Source organism: Massilia sp. HP4 (genome assembly GCF_005222695.1).
GTDB lineage: Bacteria > Pseudomonadota > Gammaproteobacteria > Burkholderiales > Burkholderiaceae_D > Telluria.
The window spans coordinates 42,744-61,980 of record NZ_STGG01000006.1 but is presented as its reverse complement, the minus strand read 5'-3'; the positions used below and the strand labels follow the sequence as shown (position 1 = coordinate 61,980).

At 65.8% G+C, this 19,237-nt stretch carries 18 protein-coding genes; 8 read left to right on the top strand and 10 right to left on the bottom strand.

Going from position 1 to position 19,237, the window contains the following annotated elements:
• Positions 1–25 precede the first annotated feature (25 nt).
• On the bottom strand, positions 26–1,003 hold the full coding sequence (locus tag E8M83_RS01605) for a tripartite tricarboxylate transporter substrate binding protein (RefSeq protein ID WP_137171648.1): 978 nt from the start codon (positions 1,001–1,003) through the stop codon (positions 26–28).
• A 303-nt stretch (positions 1,004–1,306) separates the two neighbouring features.
• Positions 1,307–2,290, bottom strand: a complete 984-nt coding sequence (locus E8M83_RS01600; protein WP_137171647.1) for an alpha/beta fold hydrolase — start codon at positions 2,288–2,290, stop codon at positions 1,307–1,309.
• 107 nt (positions 2,291–2,397) lie between these two features.
• Between E8M83_RS01600 and E8M83_RS01595 the strand changes: the two genes are divergently transcribed.
• Positions 2,398–2,835, top strand: coding sequence for an Rrf2 family transcriptional regulator (locus E8M83_RS01595; protein ID WP_137171646.1), 438 nt, complete (start codon positions 2,398–2,400; stop codon positions 2,833–2,835).
• A 2-nt stretch (positions 2,836–2,837) separates the two neighbouring features.
• On the opposite strand, the gene E8M83_RS01590 is transcribed toward E8M83_RS01595, so the two are convergent.
• The gene (locus E8M83_RS01590; protein ID WP_229491380.1) at positions 2,838–3,971 is read right to left on the bottom strand and encodes an alpha/beta fold hydrolase; all 1,134 of its coding nucleotides are present in this window, start codon (positions 3,969–3,971) and stop codon (positions 2,838–2,840) included.
• A gap of 64 nt (positions 3,972–4,035) precedes the next feature.
• Positions 4,036–4,938 carry an SDR family oxidoreductase gene (locus tag E8M83_RS01585; RefSeq protein WP_137171645.1) on the bottom strand — a complete coding sequence of 301 codons (903 nt, stop codon included), beginning with the start codon at positions 4,936–4,938 and terminating at the stop codon, positions 4,036–4,038.
• An 84-nt stretch (positions 4,939–5,022) separates the two neighbouring features.
• Between E8M83_RS01585 and E8M83_RS01580 the strand changes: the two genes are divergently transcribed.
• Positions 5,023–5,607: a TetR family transcriptional regulator gene (locus E8M83_RS01580; RefSeq protein ID WP_137171705.1), complete on the top strand. Its 585-nt coding sequence runs from the start codon at positions 5,023–5,025 to the stop codon at positions 5,605–5,607.
• Between the two features lie 287 nt (positions 5,608–5,894).
• Entirely contained in the window at positions 5,895–7,043 is a 1,149-nt protein-coding gene (locus tag E8M83_RS01575) for an SMP-30/gluconolactonase/LRE family protein (RefSeq protein ID WP_137171644.1), read from the top strand.
• Positions 7,044–7,045: 2 nt separating this feature from the next.
• On the opposite strand, the gene E8M83_RS01570 is transcribed toward E8M83_RS01575, so the two are convergent.
• The gene (locus tag E8M83_RS01570) at positions 7,046–7,687 is read right to left on the bottom strand and encodes a DUF4230 domain-containing protein (RefSeq protein ID WP_170976651.1); all 642 of its coding nucleotides are present in this window, start codon (positions 7,685–7,687) and stop codon (positions 7,046–7,048) included.
• A 121-nt stretch (positions 7,688–7,808) separates the two neighbouring features.
• Here E8M83_RS01570 and E8M83_RS01565 point away from each other — a divergent pair, with 121 nt between their 5' ends.
• Positions 7,809–8,537, top strand: a complete 729-nt coding sequence (locus E8M83_RS01565; RefSeq protein WP_137171642.1) for a bifunctional 2-polyprenyl-6-hydroxyphenol methylase/3-demethylubiquinol 3-O-methyltransferase UbiG — start codon at positions 7,809–7,811, stop codon at positions 8,535–8,537.
• A gap of 28 nt (positions 8,538–8,565) precedes the next feature.
• On the opposite strand, the gene E8M83_RS01560 is transcribed toward E8M83_RS01565, so the two are convergent.
• The 5 genes from E8M83_RS01560 to E8M83_RS01540 form a co-directional block, all read right to left on the bottom strand.
• Positions 8,566–9,279, bottom strand: coding sequence for a hypothetical protein (locus E8M83_RS01560; protein WP_137171641.1), 714 nt, complete (start codon positions 9,277–9,279; stop codon positions 8,566–8,568).
• Positions 9,280–9,598: 319 nt separating this feature from the next.
• Positions 9,599–12,415 (bottom strand): Hsp70 family protein, encoded by a 2,817-nt coding sequence (locus E8M83_RS01555; RefSeq protein ID WP_373995026.1) that lies wholly within the window; start codon positions 12,413–12,415, stop codon positions 9,599–9,601.
• The gene (locus E8M83_RS01550) at positions 12,412–14,265 is read right to left on the bottom strand and encodes an Hsp70 family protein (RefSeq protein WP_137171639.1); all 1,854 of its coding nucleotides are present in this window, start codon (positions 14,263–14,265) and stop codon (positions 12,412–12,414) included. Before E8M83_RS01550 ends, E8M83_RS01555 begins: the two co-directional genes overlap by 4 nt.
• The gene (locus E8M83_RS01545; RefSeq protein ID WP_137171638.1) at positions 14,262–14,828 is read right to left on the bottom strand and encodes a DUF2760 domain-containing protein; all 567 of its coding nucleotides are present in this window, start codon (positions 14,826–14,828) and stop codon (positions 14,262–14,264) included. The genes E8M83_RS01550 and E8M83_RS01545 overlap by 4 nt, the downstream gene beginning before the upstream one ends.
• Before the next feature lie 128 nt (positions 14,829–14,956).
• Positions 14,957–15,376 (bottom strand): DUF86 domain-containing protein, encoded by a 420-nt coding sequence (locus E8M83_RS01540; protein ID WP_137171637.1) that lies wholly within the window; start codon positions 15,374–15,376, stop codon positions 14,957–14,959.
• Positions 15,377–15,592: 216 nt separating this feature from the next.
• On the opposite strand from E8M83_RS01540, the gene imuA reads away from it, so the two are divergent.
• The 4 genes from imuA (at position 15,593) to E8M83_RS01520 (ending at position 19,226) form a co-directional block, all read left to right on the top strand.
• A complete protein-coding gene (gene imuA, locus E8M83_RS01535) occupies positions 15,593–16,300 on the top strand; it encodes a translesion DNA synthesis-associated protein ImuA (protein ID WP_137171636.1) in 708 nt (235 codons plus the stop codon).
• A gap of 85 nt (positions 16,301–16,385) precedes the next feature.
• Positions 16,386–17,882: a DNA polymerase Y family protein gene (locus tag E8M83_RS01530; RefSeq protein ID WP_267874159.1), complete on the top strand. Its 1,497-nt coding sequence runs from the start codon at positions 16,386–16,388 to the stop codon at positions 17,880–17,882.
• 128 nt (positions 17,883–18,010) lie between these two features.
• Positions 18,011–18,787 (top strand): S9 family peptidase, encoded by a 777-nt coding sequence (locus E8M83_RS01525; RefSeq protein WP_137171635.1) that lies wholly within the window; start codon positions 18,011–18,013, stop codon positions 18,785–18,787.
• A 70-nt stretch (positions 18,788–18,857) separates the two neighbouring features.
• Complete coding sequence (locus E8M83_RS01520) at positions 18,858–19,226, top strand: hypothetical protein (protein WP_137171634.1); 369 nt, start codon at positions 18,858–18,860, stop codon at positions 19,224–19,226.
• Positions 19,227–19,237: the final 11 nt, after the last annotated feature.

Below are 19,237 nucleotides of genomic sequence, written 5' to 3'. Positions count from 1 at the left end.
ATCGGGTACTTCCAGATCGCGTAGATTAGTCGACGGTCGCGCCGCTGTCCTTGACGATCTTCGACCATTTGGCGCTTTCGGCCTGGACGAACTTGGCGAAGTTCTCAGGCGAGTCGCCCACGTACTCGGTGCCGGTATCGGCCAGCACGCGCTGGAAGTCGGCGCCTTTCATGACCTTCTGCGATTCGGCGTTGATCTTGTCGACGACGGCTTTCGGGGTCTTGGCCGGCACGAACATGCCGTACCAGGCGTAGGACTCGATGTTCAGGCCCGCTTCGGCGAAGGTCGGCACGTCCGGCAGCAGCGGCGAGCGCTTGTTGCCCGAGACGGCGATCGGCTTCACCTTGCCGCTCTTGATGTGCGGCATGATCGCGATGGTGGAGTCGAACATGATCGGGATGTGGCCGCCCAGCAGGTCGGAAATCGCCGGCGCCGAGCCCTTGTACGGCACGTGCACCATGTCGAGCTTGGTCACGCCGCGGAACAGTTCACCGGTCAGGTGCTGCGGGGTGCCGTTGCCGGCCGACGCGTACGAGAACTGGCCTTTCTTCGACTGGATGTGGGCCAGCAGTTCCTTGACATTCTTGGCCGGCACCGACGGGTGGGCGACCAGCACCAGCGGTGCGCGCAGCAGGTTGGTGACCGGGATCAGGTCCTTGGCCGGGTCGAAGGCCATCTTCTTGTACAGGCTCGGGTTGATCACGATCGGCGCGCTCGAGGTGATCAGGAGGGTCTGGCCGTCCGGTTTGGCGCGGGTCACGGCCAGGGTACCGATATTGCCGCCGCCGCCGCCGCGGTTATCGATCACGAACGACTGCTTCAGGCCTTCGGTCAGGCCCTTGGCCAGCGGACGCGCCGCGATGTCGGACGGGCCGCCTGCGGGCCATGGCACCACCACGGTCACGTTGCCGGTCGGCCAGTTCTGGGCGAAGGCGCTGGTGGAGAGAACGGTTGCTGCGAGAGCGAAGACGAGGGATTTTCCTTTAGACGGGAAGACTCGCATGGTTTTGTCACCTATGTAGTTGATTATTACGCGAATTATTCGCGAATTTTAGTTAAGCTGCTGTAACGATTTTACACGAATGGTCATGCGGATTGCGTACGTAGTAGTACGTGGGTCGTCCGTTCCCGGTAAAGTGTTGCATGTACATACGCATCACAACTGCGCCTGAATTACGAGATCGGGATGGACAAGCAGCGGCCGATCCGCTACCTGGAACGCCTGAAGGCGTCGCCTCACTACAAGGAAGCGCGCGACGAGCTGCGTGTATCGATGCCTGCGTCTTGATGACTGACAGGCCCTCGTTCACGCCCCATGCGGCAGCGCCTCCAGGAAGCCGAGCAGCGCCCGGTTGACCGCATCCGGTCGTTCCTGCTGCAGCCAATGACCGGCGCCGGGAACGACGATCGAGTCGCGCAAGCCCGGCGCCAGCCGCGGCATGGCGTCGATGATGGCGTCCATTCCCGGTATCTGCAGGCCGGGATCGCGTTCTCCGATGGCGAACAACGCCGGCACTGTCACCTGCATGCCATGCAGGCTGCGTTGCAGTTCCCAGTTGCGGTCCAGGTTGCGATAGTAATTCAGGCCGCCGCGAAAGCCGCTGCGCTCGAAGGCGGCAGTGTAGATGTCCAGGTCAGCCTCGGTCAGCCAGCCGGGAAGCGTGTCCGGGTCTGGCAGGGCGCCCAGCAGCCCTTGTGAGCGCGGCACCATGCCAAACGGATTCGGCGTGCCGTCGCCCGGCCGGCGGGGCCCTGCATCGCCCGATGCCGAAAAATAAATCTTGCGCAGGCTCGAGCGTGTATCGCGCTCCAGCTCCTGCTCGGCCACGCCAGGCTTTTGGAAATACAAGGTATAGAACAGTGCGTGCTCAAAACAGGGGAACAGGCGCGTTGGAGGCATCGGTGTGCTCTCCATCAATGGTACCCCGAGCGCTGCCACCGCACGGAACCGGTCCGGTCGCATCATTGCCGCCTGCCAGGCCACCGTAGCGCCCCAGTCGCCGCCCACGATCGCCGCTTGCCGGACGTCGAGTGCGTCGAGCAAGCCGACCAGGTCGCCCACTGCATGAAATACGGTGTAGGCGTCGATCGCTTCCGGCTGTAGGGAGTCGCCGTAGCCGCGCAGGTCGGGCGCGATCGCCCGGAAGCCCGCGGCCGACAGTGCGTCGATCTGGTGGCGCCATGCATGAGCAGTCTCGGGAAAGCCATGGCACAGTAATACCAATGGCCCTTGGCCGGCGTCGAGAAAGGATATGGTCGAACCACGTGCATCGATCGTTTTGCGTTGCATGAAGCCTCCATCAGGAACATGTGAAACATCATAAGTTACGCAATTCTGGCGGTCAAGTGGCGTAACATATGCGGTTACAGAATCGATGGTCGAATAAAAGGTGGTTGATGAGACGCGATGGAAGATTGTCACGCATGCTGCACGTGCTGGTGCATATGGACAAGCGGGGAGGGAAGGCGACGTCGGAAACGATCGCGCTGATGCTGGGGACGAATCCGGTCGTGGTGAGGCGGACCATGGGTACGCTGAAGGCGGCCGGCATCGTCAGCTCCGAAGGCGGTCATGGCGGCGGCTGGACCCTGGTGCGCGACCTGGGCGCGATCACCGTGCGCGATGTCTATCTGGCGCTCGGCGCGCCCCCGGCGCTGGCGCTGGAGGCCGCCACTGACCATTCTTCATGCCCGGTCGAGCAGTCGGCAGTTGCCGCGCTCGAGACGATCTTCGGTGAGACCGAGGCATTCATGCTGCTTCGAATGGGCGAGATCTCGCTGGCCGACATCGGCCAGGACTTCGAGCGGCGCGTCCGGTTGGCACAGCCACGCTGACTTCAAGGCGCGACGTCGCCCGCCTTCTCGGCGATCGGCCGCACGTGGCGCAGCAGCGCATCGAGCATCTTGCCCGGCTCTTCGTTGAACATCTCGTGGCCCGAATGCTCGAACCACACCAGTTTCTTGGAAGGCGCCTTCACGGTCTCGAACCACTCGGCGGTCACGCTCGACGACACGTTGTAGTCGTGCCGGCCGTTGAACACGACGATCGGACAGTCGAAGCGTCGATAGGTGCTGAAGTCGGTCGAGACGACCTCGACCAGCAGGCGTTCTTGCGAAAAGTCGTTGGCCTCCCACATCGTGCGCAGGTCGGCGTCGGTGTACTCGGGCGCGAGAAGCGCCGCGGCGCCTTCGTGGGAGAAGTCCTTGCGGCCATGTATGGCGCCGCCGTAATAGCCCAGCCACTTGCGCTGCAGGTACATGTCCTTGAGCACGATCGGGCGGCCCGGCGCCGCATAGGGACCGAGCGCTTCGAGTTCCTGCACGGCCTTGGCGTTATTGTCGCGCCGCGCGGCGTCGAGCGCGAAGCGCAGGCCGCGCCGCTCGCCTTCCGGGCCGTTGGTGGCCTGGCCCATGCCGATATAGGCGTGCAGCCACTCCGGGTGCTTGCTCGCCAGCTCGATGCCGAGCGAGCTGCCCCAGGAATGGCCGAGCACGAAGATGCGCTCCTTGCCGAACTCCTTTCTAAGCCATTGCACCATCTCCTCGGTGTCGGCGACCATGCGCGCGCGCGTCATGGTCGGCGCCACGCGCGCCGGATCGTTGGCGGCGTAGGTCTTGCCGGCGCCGCGCTGGTCCCATTGCACGACGGTGAAGAAATCTTCCCAGCCGCGCTGGAAGTACCAGCTGGTGGGCATCGATACGTAGCCCGGGCCGCCGTGCAGCATCAGCAGCACCGGGTTGCGGCGGTCCACGCCGCGCACCGAGATCCACTGCTCGATGCCGCCGATGCGCACCGCCTCGGTACGCTCGATGGCGCCCGGCATGACCAGGCGGCGCATGTCGGCGACGATCTTGACCGCCTCGGCGCGGCTCCCGGGCTTCTGGGCGAAGGCCGGTGCGAGAATGGCGCTGGCGAGGACCGTCGACAAGGTCAGGCGATGGAGCAGGCGATAGGGCAGGCATGCAGGCATGTGCAATCCGGTCGAAAAAATGGAGCGAGTATTATCCATCAATAGTGATAGATAGTAACGAAAATCATCGATAGCCGGTCGCATCGGCGGGTTTTCCGGCTTCGACGACCTCGAGCATGTAGCGCCAGGCGTCGGGCTGCGAACCATCCAGGTCGGTGAAGCCATACACCCTGGCCAGCTCGCCGCTCGACAGCGATTGCCCGTTCCAGCGCGCGCGCTGCGGATCGGCGGCGATCGCCGCGACGGCGCGGCCGACGAAGCGCGGCGTTTCCGAGATCGTGAAATGCGGCTCCTGGGCCGCGCGCCAGTTGTCCTCATCGACCCCGAAGGTCTCGAGCATGATTTCCGAACGCATCCAGCCCGGCGTGACGCATACCGCGGTGGCGCCGCGTGGGCCGAGGTCGCGCGCATGGGCCCACGCCATGCGGTTGACCGCCGTCTTGGCCAGGTCGTAGAAGGGATTCAGGCGATAGTGGTCGGCGTTGTAGGCCGCGGTGCCGTCGGTGATTTCGACCAGCAGGCCGCCCTCGTGCGCGAGCATCAGGGGCAAGGCATGGTGGGCCGTGATCAGGTGGGTGTCGATGGCCAGGCGCAGCATGCGCAGGCCCTTGTCCAGGTCGTGTTCCCAGACCGGCTTTTCCCATTCGTTGAGGTTCTCGCCGCCCCAGATGTCGTTGACCAGGATGTCGAGGCGGCCGGCGTCGCGGCCGATGCGCTCCACCAGCGCCTTGACCTGCGCCGGGTCGAGGTGGTCGACCTGCAGCGCGATGCCGGCGCCGCCGGCGGCCGTCACCAGTTCGGCGGTGTCCTCGATCGTTTCGGGCCGCGCGTACTCGGATTGCCGGGCGCGGGTGGTGCGGCCGGTGACGTAGACCGTCGCGCCGGCCGCGCCCAGTTCGATGGCGATGCCGCGGCCGGCGCCGCGCGTGCCGCCCGCCACCAGGGCGATTTTGTTCCTCAAGTCCATATGCGTTCCTTGTCTCGATTTGTAAACAAACGTTCACTTATAAATCGATTATAAATGATTATTCACTTATGGGATAATGCCGGCATGGCACGCACCAAGACCCTTCCCGACCTGGCGGTCCTCGACCAGGCGGTCGCGCTGATGCACGGCAGCGGCCCGGACCACCTGACCTTCGCCAGCCTGGCGGCTGCGACCGGCCTGTCCGGCGCGACTCTTGTCCAGCGCTTCACTACCAAGGCCGGGCTGCGCCAGCGCACCCTGCTGCATGCATGGGAGCTGCTGGAGCGGCGCAGCGCGCAGCTGATCGGGGCCATGGAGCGCACGCCATCAGGCGCGCGCCGGCTGCTGGTCGACCTGTCGCGCGACTATGGCGGCATCGAAGCCTATGCCCAGGGTTTGCTCCTCTTGCGCGAAGACCTGCGCGACCCGCTGCTGCGCGAGCGCGGCGCGGCCTGGGGCCGGACCCTGGTTGCCGCGCTGGACGCCTGTTTCGTCGGCACGCCCGGCGCGCCGGACGGCATCGGCCGCTTCATGGCGAGCCAGTGGCAGGGCGCCTTGCTGTGGTGGGCCTTCGACCCGGTCAGGCCGGTGCACGAATTCGTGGACGACGAGCTCGCGCGCTTCGCCGCCCTGTTCAAGGGCCAGTGTCCTGAATTGGAAGTTCGTTGAATAGTAAATGTGGCGAGAATCGCCCCGAGACAAGGAGCAAAGCACAGCAAGGCCGGGGCCTTGCGCGCATTTGCGACGCAGTATCGGGGCGATTCTCGCCGCATTTATTCAACGAATCTTCAATTCGGGACACTAGGCCGCCCAATGTGGCGCTGCACAAGACGCAGGCCCTCTACAATGCGGCGACATCCCCAACCCCGGCATCGGGTTCGCCTTTTCCTGGCGAGGTATTGACGCGCCATCGAGGAAACCGCTCGCGTCCACCCGTTGCAACGCGAAAGGTGAACATGGCGAACGAACACGAACAGCAGGATCCCACGCGGCGCGCGGCGCCTTCGACCACGGTGCCGGCATCGAACGGCAATGCGCTGGCCATCGCGGCGCGTTCTCCCGAATTCCTGTGCAATGCCGTGGCCCTGACGGCGGCGGGGACGATGTTCCTCGGCCTGCCGCGCTGGACCGGCATGCGCGACACGCCGTCGGTGGTGCGGGTCGACGCCGACGGTGAGCTGCAGCCTTTCCCCGGCGGCGCCTGGAACGACTGGGCCTTCGGTAAGCCGGTAGAACACGCCTTCGTGCAGGTCAACGCCCTGCATGTCTTCGGCGACGATACGTTGTGGGTGGTCGACCAGGGCGCGCCTGACCGCAAGGCCACGCTGGCCGGTGCGCAGAAGGTGCTGCAGTTCGATACGCGCAGCGGCGAGCTGCTGCGCGCGCTGCGCTTCGATGCCGGCATCCTGCCCGACGGCGCCTGCCTGAACGACTTGCGCATCTGGGGCTCGCGTATCTACCTGACCGACTCCGGCCTGGGCGCCCTTGTCGTGCACGATCTCGCGACCGGGCGCACACTGCGCCGCCTCGAAGCGCATCCGCTGCTGCTGCAATCCGAGGTGCAGCCGATGCGCGGCAGCGGCCGGCGCGTGCTGGTCGATGCCGATGGCGAACGGCCGCGGGTCGGCTGCGACTTTCTCGAAGTCTCGCCCGACGGCGAGTGGCTGTATTTCTCGACGCCGACCGGCCCGTTCCGGCGCGTGCCGACCGCGTTGCTGTGCGACCAGGCGGTGGACGACGAGGCGCTTGCCGCCGCCATCGAGGAAGTGGCCGCGAACCCGACCCTGAACGGCACGGCGATGGACAGCCGCGGCAACCTGTATTTAGCCAATGCCGAGCAGCGCCGCATCGAGGTGAGGGCGCCATCCGGCCAGCGCGCCGTGCTGGCGTCGGACGAGCGCCTGGTCGATCCCGATGCGCTGTTCATCACGCGCGACCGCCGCCTGTTCGTGCCGGCGACCCAGAGCGAACTGCTGCCGGAGCACGACGGCGGCCAGAACGGCATCGAGCGGCCGTTCCTGGTGCTGTCGATGGCGCTGCCGGACAGCGTCGATGGCATCCCGCTCGGCCATGCGATTGCGCCGGTATTGTCGGCGCCGGCCTGAACTCAGGGCCTGGCGGGCGCGGGCGGTTCCCAGATGATGGTCGGCGTCCACCCGGTGGCGCCCAGGGTGGCGTGCATGACGGTGGCCGCATTTTCCTTGGCCGTATTGAGCACCGTGGGCTGGTTGCAGGCTACCTGCACCGCTTTTTGCGCCTTAGCCAGCACGCTGTTCATCGCATTGGTGCGGGTCTGGGCCGAGGGGATGAAGGCTTGCAGGCCCTGTTCGGTGATCGCATAGAAGTATGAGCCGCCGCGGGCGCGGGTCTCGTGGCTGATGCGCGCCTGCAGCGGGGCGGGCGGCGGCAGCACGATGCTCAGGGTGCGCGCACGTTCGTCGATGTCTTCGTAGCGCGCCTGGCGCAGGTCGGTCGCGACCGTGCAATCGCCGCGCGCGACCAGCAGCACGCGGGTGCTGCCCAGGCGCACCTCCCATTGCGACCAGGGGATGTCGACGGCATTGGGCTGCGTGAACTCGATAACGTCCGAGTAGTTCATCTTGAGCGAGACCAGGTGGCCCATCTTTTCGAGCGACACCAGCGGCGGCGGCGCGGCTTCCTGCTCGGCCGGCTGCTTGATGAAGGCGAAGGTGATGGCCGCGGCGGTAAGGGCGACGAGCAGGATCGGCAGGCGTTGCGGAGATTTCATGGACGGCAGGGCGGTTGCATGGACTGGAAACCCGGCCAGTCTACTGGATGATCGCGTCAGACGCCGCCAGCCTGGGGAGCTGCACGCCGCCTCAGGCATAATCGTCGTCAAAGGAGACGCCATGACCGCTCAAACCGATGCAGCAATCCTCGAATCCTGGTCGCGCAATGCGAATCCCTGGACCAGCGCAGTGCGCGGCGGCGACATCGAAAGCCGCACCCTGGTGACCAATGCCGCCATCGTCGATGCGGTGCGCGCACGGGCGCCGCGCACCGGCGTCGATCTTGGCTGCGGCGAAGGATGGCTGGTGCGCGCGCTGCCCGAAGTCGACATGGTCGGCGTGGATGCGATCGACGGTCTGGTCGAGCAGGCGCGGGCCGCCGGTGGCGGAGATTTTCGCGTGCTGTCGTATGAAGAGATCGCGGCCGGCGCGCTGGCGCTGTCGGTCGACGTCGCGGTCGCCAATTTCTCGTTGATCGGCAAGGAAGCGGTCGAGGGCCTGTTCGCCGCCGCGCCGACCTATCTGTGCAAGGGCGGGACGCTGATCGTGCAGACCGTGCATCCCCTGATGGCCTGCGGCGATGCGCCCTATGTCGACGGCTGGCGCGCCGGCAGCTGGGCCGGCTTCAGCGACGATTTCCAGGACGCGCCGCCGTGGTACTTCCGCACCATCTCGAGCTGGATCGCACTGTTTGAAACGCACGGCCTGCGCGTGGTCGAGCTGCGCGAGCCGCTGCATCCGCGTACCGGCAAGCCGGTGTCGCTGATTTTGTTTGGAAAATTGTTGGCTGCCACCGACGGTGAATATCATCCTTTATTGGAAAGTCGTGAGTTATTGGTTAACCATTAGCGGACAATGTGATTTTAGGCACTGCTACTCAGGGATCGGTGAACGCAATCGCGACACCAACAATTCCGGCAGAGTAATGTTCGAGTCCAGCAATACTTACCGCACATCCGAGAAAGAACTTTGCTGTTTTGCCACCTTTAAAGTTAAAAATATTTTGGATATATCTACTTTTCAGATCGATATGTCTGTCGAGGTTATCTGGAATTTGAAGGGCCGTTATATGATGGCCCATATCACTGAACACTCGACGTGTGCGCTCAAGTACTAATCCACCTTTGGCCTTGGACCATGAGTAAATCCTGATCAGGTAATCTCGAACAAAATTTCTTTTAGGGCTAAGCGAAATTTCGAAAGCCTTGCCAGGATAGAGCTTTCTTAATGCATTGGAAATTTCTGGGTCGCTGTTATCGTCGCCAATAATTACTAACCGTCCTGTAATCCGTAGATTCTCTATAAATTCAATGATTCTATCAACTAATACATCGTCATAGCTTTCATATTGAGAGGTGGGACGGTAATATCCTCCGCGAAAATAGCGAATTATCCTGGCTAGGAATGTGCGATGTTCTTGGCTGCCGTCACGAATTAGATCCAAAAGACGAGCAAGATTGTCAGGGATTGCAACTTCGGCTTCTCCATTTGGCCACAGTTGAAGATTTGCGATGGATTCAAGTGATGAGATTCCTAAGGCAACAGAATTTGGCCAGTTGGAAAAATTTTCAAATATTTTTTGGATCGACATAATCTTCGCTTTCGTTCTAATTTTTTGGTAGAGAGTACTCAGATGTGTGCTTGACGGATCATTATCTGTCACTCTGCCGTGAATTCAGCGGGGTCTCTTGTTAGTCAATAAAACGCAGTTCCAGAATACCCTTTTAGTTTCCGTCAAAATGCGCGAATTCTCACCTGTTGGATGATAGGCCTATGCATTCTGATTATTATGGGCTTCTTGCAGATTAATGATGTCAGTGAATGACAAATCATGCGGTGCTTTGTCTACGTTCGTAGCGTACGGATGGCGTATCCATGAAGCAAGACTAGCTTAGATTAGCTTGGGACTATTAGTACAGCAGCTTGAGTCCCGGCGGCAGCGCATCGCCCAGCAAGCGGGTCTCGACCGCCTGGTCGAGCTCCACCACCTCGCGCACCATCGATGCCCACATCGGCGGCGCGCCGCTCGCGGCCAGGCGCCGCAGCACGTCGTCGCGCACCGCCTCCTGGACGTCGCGCGAACGGTCGCCCGTCATGCGCGCGATGTGGGCGGCGGCGAAGCCGGCCGGCTCCACCTTGCGCCAGTCCAGTTGCAGGAGTTTTCCGAGCCAGTGTTCGGCGACTTCGGGTGGCGCGACTTCATGGGCGCTGGACTGGAACGACTGGCGCGCGCCGACCCGGCCCAGCGCCCACAGGTAGCGGCCGTAGCGCGCCATGGCGCGGGCATCGAGCTTGCCGGCGGAGGGGATGCCGTCGATCTGCCCCAGCAGCCATTCGCCGATCTCGGCCTTGTAGGCCGAGGGGATGCGCTCGAGCGAGGCGCCGACGCGCAGCATGTCCTCTTCGCTGCCGTCGACCAGGGTGACCGGCCTGCGTCCGCGTTCGGATTCGTCGGCCTGCAGGTTGAAGGCGAAATCGTCGAGCACGCGCAACTGCGATTCGGTCGACAGGCCACCAGCCACGCGGCGCCACAAGGTCCACCATTCGGCGCGTACCTGGCTGTCTTTGTGGTGCTGGACGCCGCCCTCGAACATCGCCCACAACTGCTCCATGCGCCATTCGTCGAGCGGATGGCCGAAGCCGGGCCGCAGGCTGTAGCCGGCGAGATTGAGCCAGGCGCGCTCGTGCTCGACCGAGCGGCGTCGGCCCTTGGCGCGCGCAAGCAGGGCGTCGAACAGGCGTCGCAGCAGGGGCGTGGTCCAGCGTTCGCGTGAGCCGAGCAGGTGTTCCAGGCTGGCGCGCAGTTGCTTGACTTCCTTCGGGTCGACCTGTTTCGAGCGGGCGCCGAATACGCGCTCGATCTTGTCGATCGCGGCGTCCAGTTCCAGCGGCAGCGCTTCGTCCTGGGATTCATCGTCGGCCTCGCCGCGCAGCTGGAAGGCCAGTTGCCAGCGCTGGCCGCCATCCTCGGCCACGCAGTGCACGTCGAGCGTGCCGACCTCGCTCAGCGTCGTCACCAATCGCACCGGAATCTCGGTCGGAGCGCCGCGCGCGGCGCGCAGCACGGTGGCGATCGCCGGCAGGCGCGCCACCTCAAGCGGATCCAGGTCGACCAGGTCGCCGGGCTGTGGCGGGGCGCCACTGTCGGCGATGGTCGAGACCAGGTGGAAGCGCACCGGGCGACCGACGCGCAGCGCGAAGCTGCGATCGGCCAGCGCCACCTCGAGCGCGGCTTGTGTGCCGCGCGGGAGCAGGCAGACAGTCCGCAGCTTGTCTTGCTGTGCCTCGCCATCGAGCAGCAGGTAATAACTGCGCGCGGCGCCGCTTTCGATGGCCGGGGCCAGGCCCTGGCGCGCCAGCGTGTAGGCCACGGCGCCGCGGGCGACGGCAATGTCGGGGTTCTCGTTGTGCAGCACGCGTACTGGCGCGCCACGCCACGCCGTCAAGGTATCGACCAGGCGCTGCGCCAGGGCGCTGCCCCTGAATACGCCGCCGTTGAGCAGTACCGTGTCTGGCACCGGCAGTTGATCATCGTCTGGCAGGCCAAGCGCCTCGCGCGCGGCCGACGCGTGCTGGCGCAGGAAGCCCGCCAGGTGGCGCGTGACGGCTGGATCGCTCGCATACGGCAAGCCGAATTCGACGATGCCAGCGCGTGCGCGCCTGGCGTCCTCCTGCACGGCATTGAGCGGGAAAAAGCCATCGAGCACGATGCGTTCGATGTCCTCGCGCCGCAGGTCGGCCTTGCGGCTGGCGCCGATCAGGCGGCTGCCGGCGCCGAGCAGGGTGACGGTGACGTGATCGGGTGCATCCTCGGCCAGCAGTCGCTCCTTGGCCGCGCGGCAGCGTTCGGTGAGCTGGGCCAGGCGCGCAGCGGGCAAGCGGGTGCGGGTGGCGTCGTCGCCGCTTTGCTCGGCCATGCGCGCCTCGACCAGATGGGCCAGCGCCAGGTCCATATTGTCGCCGCCCAGGATCAGGTGGTTGCCCACGCCGATGCGGGTCAGCGTCGGCTCGCCATCGTTGGTCTCGACCTTGACCAGGCTGAAGTCGGTGGTGCCGCCGCCGACGTCGGCCACCAGCACCAGGCGCGTATTGGAAAGAAGCGCGCCAAGGTCGGTGCGATGCCGGTACAGCCAGTCGTACAGCGCGGCCTGCGGTTCTTCGAGCAGGCGCACATCCGGCAGGCCGGCCTGCTTCGCCGCCTCCAGTGTCAGCGCACGCGCGCCTTCGTCGAACGAGGCGGGGACCGTGAGCACGATCTGCTGGCGTTCGAGCGGCTGCCCGGGATGGCGCGTGTTCCATGCGGCGCGCAGGTGCGCCAGGTAGCTGGCACTGGCGGCCACCGGCGACACCTTGGCTACCTCGTTATCGGCGCCCCAGGGCAGGATGGGCGCCATGCGGTCGACGCCGGTATGCGACAGCCAGCTCTTGGCGCTGGCGACCAGGCGTCCCGGCGTGGCCGCGCCGAGCGCGCGCGCCAGGCGGCCCAGCGCGAAGCGTTCGACGCCGGCGACGTCGGATACGTTCCAGGGGAGTTGCAGTTCGCCGTGCGCCAGTTCATCGGCGCCCGGGTGGTAGCGCATCGACGGCAGCAGCGGCGCGCCGGCGACTTCGCCGGGCGCCACCAGCTGGTCGATCGGGAACAGTTCGATCGCGCCCTTGCCATCACGGGCAAAGGCAAGCACCGTATTGGTGGTGCCCAGGTCGATGCCTACCAGGTACGTCACTATGCCTCTGCGGCAGTACGAACGTCGAACTCGACCTTCCAGCGCTGACCGTCACGGGCGACAGCCGCCAGTTCCAGCGTGCCCGCATCGGTGGCCAATGCATGCAGTTTCACCTGCACGACTTCGCCGGCCACGCGGCCTTCGGCGGGCAAGGTGGCCTGGATCTCGTTGAGTTCCTGCAGCTCGTCCGGGCCCCAGAATTCGAGCACCTCGCCGATGCGGTCCTGGCGGCGCACGGTCGAACCGAAGAAGCGGAAGGTGACGGGCTCGCCGATCACCAGGCCGAATTCCTGGCCAGGGAGTTCGAGTTCGCTGCCTTCTTCCATGCCGAACGGCGCCACGCACAGGGCTTCCAGCGGCGGTTCCATGCCGGGGATGGCCGGCATCGACGACTCGACGCCGACGTAATAGGACCGCGCCGTGCCGCCGCGGATGCGCACACCGCCGCCGCGCCGCGCGTAGCTGAAATAGGCGGCGCCGCGCGCGACCGCCAGATCGAGATCGGCGCCTTCGAGCATGCGCGCCGGTTCGGCGCCTTCCATGTACAGCCAGTCGTTGATGGTGTCCATCACGCGCTGGGCCAGGATGCTGGATTTGAACACGCCGCCGTTGAACAGCACCGCGCTCGGATGCAGGAAGCTGTGCTCCGCGTTCACGCGGCCGCTGAAACCTTCGAGTTCGGCGGTGGCGCCGGCCTGGCGCGCCAGGAAGGCGGCCAGGTGGCGCGTGATCGCCGCGTCCTGCGCATACGGCAGGCCGAGCTGGGTCAGGCCGGCGCGGGCGCGCACGGCAGGGCGTGCCGACGCTTCCACGCGCGGGAAGAAACCATCCGTGATGAAGGACGTGACTTCTTCGCTTGTGAGTTCGGTGCGGATCGAACCGCCGATCAGCTTCGAGCCGCGGCTTGGCACCACGATCGGCCAGGTGGTCGCGTTCGGGTCGGCCAGCAGGTGTTCCTTGGCGCTGCGGCAGCCATAGGTGAGGGAGCGCATCTGCCAGGCGTCGAGCTGGGTGCCGTTGGTGGCAAGTTTGCGTGCCACGAAATGGGCCAGGGCGAGATCCATATTGTCGCCGCCCAGCAGGATGTGGTCGCCCACGGCCACGCGGTGCGGTTCGAGCTTGCCGTCGCGCTCGAGGATCGCGATCAGCGAGAAGTCGCTGGTGCCGCCGCCGACGTCGACCACCAGGATGATGTCGCCCGGCTGCACTTGCTTGCGCCAGCGACCGCCGCTGCCCTGGATCCAGCTGTACAGGGCCGCTTGCGGCTCTTCGAGCAGGGTCGGGGCGAAGCCGGCCTGGCGCGCCGCCTCCGCGGTCAGTTCGCGCGCGGCCGGGTCGAACGAGGCGGGGATGGTGACGGTGACCGATTGCTGGTCGAACGGCGATTCCGGGTGCGCCGCGTTCCAGGCCTGGCGCAGGTGTTCGAGGTAGCGGGTCGAGGCGGCCAGTGGCGACACCTTGGTGACTTCTTCCGGCGCGTCCTGCGGCAGGATCGCGGCGCGGCGGTCCACGCCGGGGTGGCACAGCCAGCTCTTGGCCGACGACACCAGGCGGATCGGCGTGGTCGCGCCGCGGCTCCTCGCCATCTCGCCGGCGACCGCGGCTTCTTCACCCTGGCTCCAGGGCAGGGCGCGTTCGCCGGCCGGCATTTCGTCTGGGTGCGGCAGGTAGAGGAAGGACGGCAGCAGCGGCAGCGCCTCGATCGTGCCGGGGGCGGTCAGCTGCGGGATCGGCAGCACGGCGTCGACGGCCTTCTCGCCGTCGCTGGCCTGCAGGTCGACGTATGACAGGGCGCTGTGGGTGGTGCCCAGGTCGATGCCGATGGCGTAGCGTGCGTTTTCTGGCTGGCTCACAGTTCCACCTCCGCCGGGGCCAGCACGCGCGCGTCGTGGCTTTCGGCCAGCTGTGGCAGCGTCACTTTCGATGCGCGCCAGCCGCGGTGGCTCAAGGTGCCGGTGAACGGCGCCTTGCCGACCACGTTGCCGGTCAGGCGCACGCTGGCGGCGTCGAAGCCTTCGTCGAGGGTGATGCGGCTGCCTTCGTTCTCGCTGCGCACCGCTTCGATCGTGAAGTGCTCGCGCAGCACGCGCGCGCAGCCTTCGTGCACGACGCGGGCGGCGGCGCCGATGTCGGCGTCCGAATAGCCGGAGAGATTTTCGTGGGCGAAGTCGATCAGGCGCGCTTCGCGCTGGAATAGGCTCAGCAGTTGCAGGGCCGAGTCCGGGGTCGGGGCGCGCAGCGGCGCCGCAGCGGGCGTTGGCGCTGGAGCAGGGGCCGGCGCCGGCGCGGCGGTCGGGCCGACACTGTCGTCGCGCACGCGGGCGGCGAACTCGGCGTCGCCGAGCGATTTGAACAGGGCGCCGAAGGCGATCGAAAGACGGCTGAAGAAGCCGGGCAGGTTGTCAGGTTGGGTCATTTTTTCTTTGTAATCAGGTGCGGGATGGCGGGGCATCGTGTCGGACGATAGTGGGGGCCATCCCCGGAAAATGGCGCATGATATCAGTTAGTACAGCTTTGGCGCAGGGATGGCGCGCCTGAGGGCTGTTAGCCGACTTCGCGCACGCCGCTCAATAGTGCAGCCGAATAATCGGTGAAATCGTCGAGGCCGCGCTTGACGATGGTCACCAGGGCCGGCAATGGGGCCGCCTGGTAATCCCATTCCGCGCGGCAGAATTCGCCAGTACGCTTGAGGTCTTCGGCCAGCACCGGGGCGATCCAGCCATGTTCGGCCAGCAAGGCGATGACCTCGCGCTCGTCCTGCGGCAGGCCGAGGCGGGCATTGCCGATCACATAGTCGCCCATCTCGATCGCCGCTTCCCAGGCCCGGATCACGTTCAGCGTGGCCGCGTCCTGGCGCGTGACGTCGTCGGCGAAGGTGTTGGGGTCCTTGTCGTATTCGTCGCGGGCGCGCCGGCAGCAGCGTTCGATAGTGGCGGCCTTGCTGACCAGGATGTCGTCGTCCATGGCGTCCTCGTAAGGTTGTCGTCGTACGCAAGTAAAAGAGATGGTGCCGGAACGCCAATAAACAAGCCATTTCGCCCATGTGGTGTGGTCTTTATGAACACATTTAATTATGGTCAATACCAATCACCTAACTGGTATAGTCAAATTGAATAGACCTTGCCAAACCCGGGTGCAGATAGTACTGTATGTTTATACAGTATTTGTTTGATAAGGCCTATGACTCACTCAGCCATCCTTGCCGCACCAGAGGCAGTGCACCCATCGCTGTGGCGCGCGTCGCAGCTGGCGCATGCCGACACGCGCTGCATCGACACCGGCCACGCGACGCTCTCGAGCCAGCTTCCCGGCGGCGGCTGGCCCGGCGGCACCCTGGTCGACCTGCACGTGCAACAGCCCGGCATCGGCGAAATGCGCCTGCTGCGTCCGGCCCTGGCCGCCTGCGCCGAACGCCGCATCGTGCTGTTGCAGCCGCCCCATCCACCCCAGGCCCTGGCGCTTGCCGCGCTGGGCCTGGAGCCATCCCAGTTGTTGTGGCTGCGCACGACGCGCACCGCAGATGCGCTATGGGCGGCCGAGCAGGTATTGCGTAGTGGCAGTTGCGGCGCCTTGCTGTTCTGGAGCAACCATATGCGTAACGAAAGCCTGCGCCGCCTGCACCTGGCGGCGCAGGGCGGCGAAACGCTGTTTTTCATGCTCCGCCCGCTGGCGGCGGCGCAAGACGCATCTCCCGCGCCTTTGCGTCTTGCGCTGCGGCCAGCAGCCGGCGGCATGCATATCGACTTCGTCAAACGTCGGGGACCGCAGCGCGAAGCGCCGCTGTTCCTTCCTCTTGGATCTTCACTACTGCAACGCCATGCGCCTCTGGATCGGCCTGTATTTGCCCCAGCTACCGCTCGAGGTCTTCAGCCCACGCTGGTTCAGTGAGGCTGGCAGCGCGGCGAGCGGCGGGGCTGGCAATGCGACTGGCAATGCGACTGGCGGTGTAACTGCCGGCGCAGCAGTTGGCAGCATGGTTGGCAGCGCAGGCACAGGCGCAGGCGCAGGCGATGGCAATGGCGCAAGCGGCAGCGATGGCAATGGCGGTCTAGGCCGCGATCTCGGCAGCGTCGTCCTCGAGCAGGAGCGGGTGATGGCGCTGTCGCCGGCGGCGCACGCTGCCGGCGTGCAGATCGGCATGCGCCGCGGCGGCGTGCTGATGCTGATGCCCGAGGCGCGCATCGAGCTGCGCAGCCACGAGCGCGAGGCCGAGGCCATGGAGGCGGTGGCCATGACGATGCTGCAGTACACGCCGCAAGTGACCCTGGCCCAAGAGGCGACCTTGCTGCTCGATGTCGGCGCCAGCCTGCGCCTGTTCGGCGGCATCCGGCGCCTGTGCGAGCGGGTGCGCGCCAATATGGCGGCGCTCGGCTTCACGGCCTGCATCGCCTGCGCGCCGACCGCGCGCGGGGCGTGGCTGCTGGCGCGCCGCAATGCGGGCCGCGCGTTGACGATGGATACACTGGTGCGGCGCCTCGACCGCTTGCCGGTGGCCCTGCTGCCGCCGGCGCGCCCGTTCGCCAGCTGGTTCGAGGGCATCGGCTGTCGTCGCCTGGATGAGTTGCGGCGCCTGCCGCGTCCCGGCCTGCAGCGGCGCTGCGGTCGTGAGTTGCTCGACATGCTAGACGCCGCCTATGGCCTGAACGCCGAGTTGTTCCAGTGGGTCGCGCCGCCCGAGCGTTTCCATGCGCGGCTCGAATTGTTCGACCGGCTCGAACAGGCAGACTTGCTGCTGGCCGGCGCCCATCGCCTGGTGCTGCAAATGACCGGCTGGCTGTGCGCGCGCCAGCTGGCGGTCGAGCGCATCCGGCTGTCGCTCGAGCACGAGCGCGGCCGCCTTGCGCGTCCGCCGACCCTGCTCGAGGTCGCGCTGGCCGAGCCCACCTGGCGCGACGACCACCTGCTGCGGCTCTTGCGCGAGCGCCTGGCCAAGCTGGAGCTCGTGGCGCCCGTGATCGGCATCGGGCTCGAGGCACAGCAATTGCAGGCGATGGCGCCGCCGACCGACTCGCTGTTTCCCGATCCCGGCGGCAGCGAAGAAGACCGGATGCGCATGATCGAGCTGCTGGTGGCGCGCCTGGGTGCAGACAATGTCTTGCAGGCGCTGCCGCTGGCCGACTACCGGCCCGAGGTAGCCAATGCCTGGGTGCCGGTGCAGCAAAAGGTGAGCGCAGCCGCCCGCGCGGCGCAGATGCCGCCCGACGTGCAGAGCCTGCCGCGTCCGAGCTGGCTGCTGGCCAAGCCGATCGCGCTCCTGATGCGCGACCACCGGCCGTTCTACGGTTCGCCCTTGCGGGTGGCCTCGAATCCCGAGCGCATCGAGGCCGGGTGGTGGAGCCAGACGCAAACCCGCGACTACTTCATCGCCGAAGGGCAAGACCATGCGCTGTACTGGATCTATCGCGAGCGTATCAACGGCACCGGCGAGGATGCCGCGCCGCGCTGGTTCCTGCATGGCTTGTTCGGGTGACGGCCTGGCTTGAATGCCCCCATTGGCAGATATCTGCGCCTCGCAAGCCCATGCTATCTTGCCTGCGACGACGGCACGACGCTACGACAACGATACGACAACGATACGACAACGACGAGGAGACGCTCATGGCAGGCGAAGCAGTCCACTTCAAAGGCGCCGACGGCCAGATGCTGGCCGCCCGCCTCGACGCACCCGAAGGCCTGGTCAAGGCCTATGCCCTGTTTGCCCACTGCTTCAGCTGCGGCAAGGACGTCTTCGCCGCGGCCCGCATCGCCCAGGGCCTGACCCGCCACGGCATCGCCGTGCTGCGCTTCGACTTCACCGGCATCGGCGCCAGCGAAGGCGAATTCGCCAACACGAATTTCTCGTCCAACCTGTCCGACCTGGTGGCGGCAAGCGACTTCTTGCGCACCGAGTACGCGGCGCCGCAGCTCCTGGTCGGCCACAGCCTGGGCGGCGCGGCGGTACTGGCCGCGGCCTCCGGCATGCCGGAGGTGCGCGCCGTCGCCACCATCGCCGCGCCGAGCGACCCGCACCACGTCACCGGCATGTTCCGAGAGCACCTCGACGCCATCGAAACGCACGGCGTCGCCCATGTCCAGCTGGCCGGCCGTCCGTTCACGATCAAGCGCCAGTTTTTGGAGGACGTCGCCGAGCAGCGCCTGGAGCAGAAGATCCGCGACCTGGGCCGTGCGCTGCTGGTGATGCATTCGCCGCAGGACGACACTGTCGCCGTGGCCAATGCGGAGCAGATCTTCCTGGCCGCGCGCCATCCCAAGAGCTTCGTCTCGCTCGACGATGCCGACCACCTGCTGCGGCGCCGCCACGACGCCGTCTACATCGCCGATGTGATCGCGGCCTGGGCCTCGCGTTACCTCGACCTGGGCCGCGCCGAGTCATAAGCGCGCCAGCGAACGGTCGAGACGCCCCGATCGGGCATAATTTCGCCCATCGAAGCCGACCGGAGGAACCATGAAGCGATCAATCAACCTGGCAGCCGTGGCCGCGCTGGCGCTGGCCGCATCCGCATCCGCCCACGCCCAGGCGCAGCAAACCCTGGAAACCAAAGGCTATACCGTCAAGATCACGCAGCAATGCGAAGAGGGCAACGTCACCTGCGACGACGTGCGCTACGTCGGCACCAGCAAGAAGTCCGGCAAGGCGATCGCCCTGCGCGGCAAGACCATGCACGCGACCGCCGCCGACGGCGTGACGCCTGGCGCCTTCCAGGGCTATGTGTTCAAGTCAGGCCGCGTGAGCTATACCGTGTTCGCCGATGGCCGCCTGGTGGTCACCGAAGGCAAGAAGACACTGGTGAACCAGCGCGGCGAATGGAAGTGATCCCGGCCCGG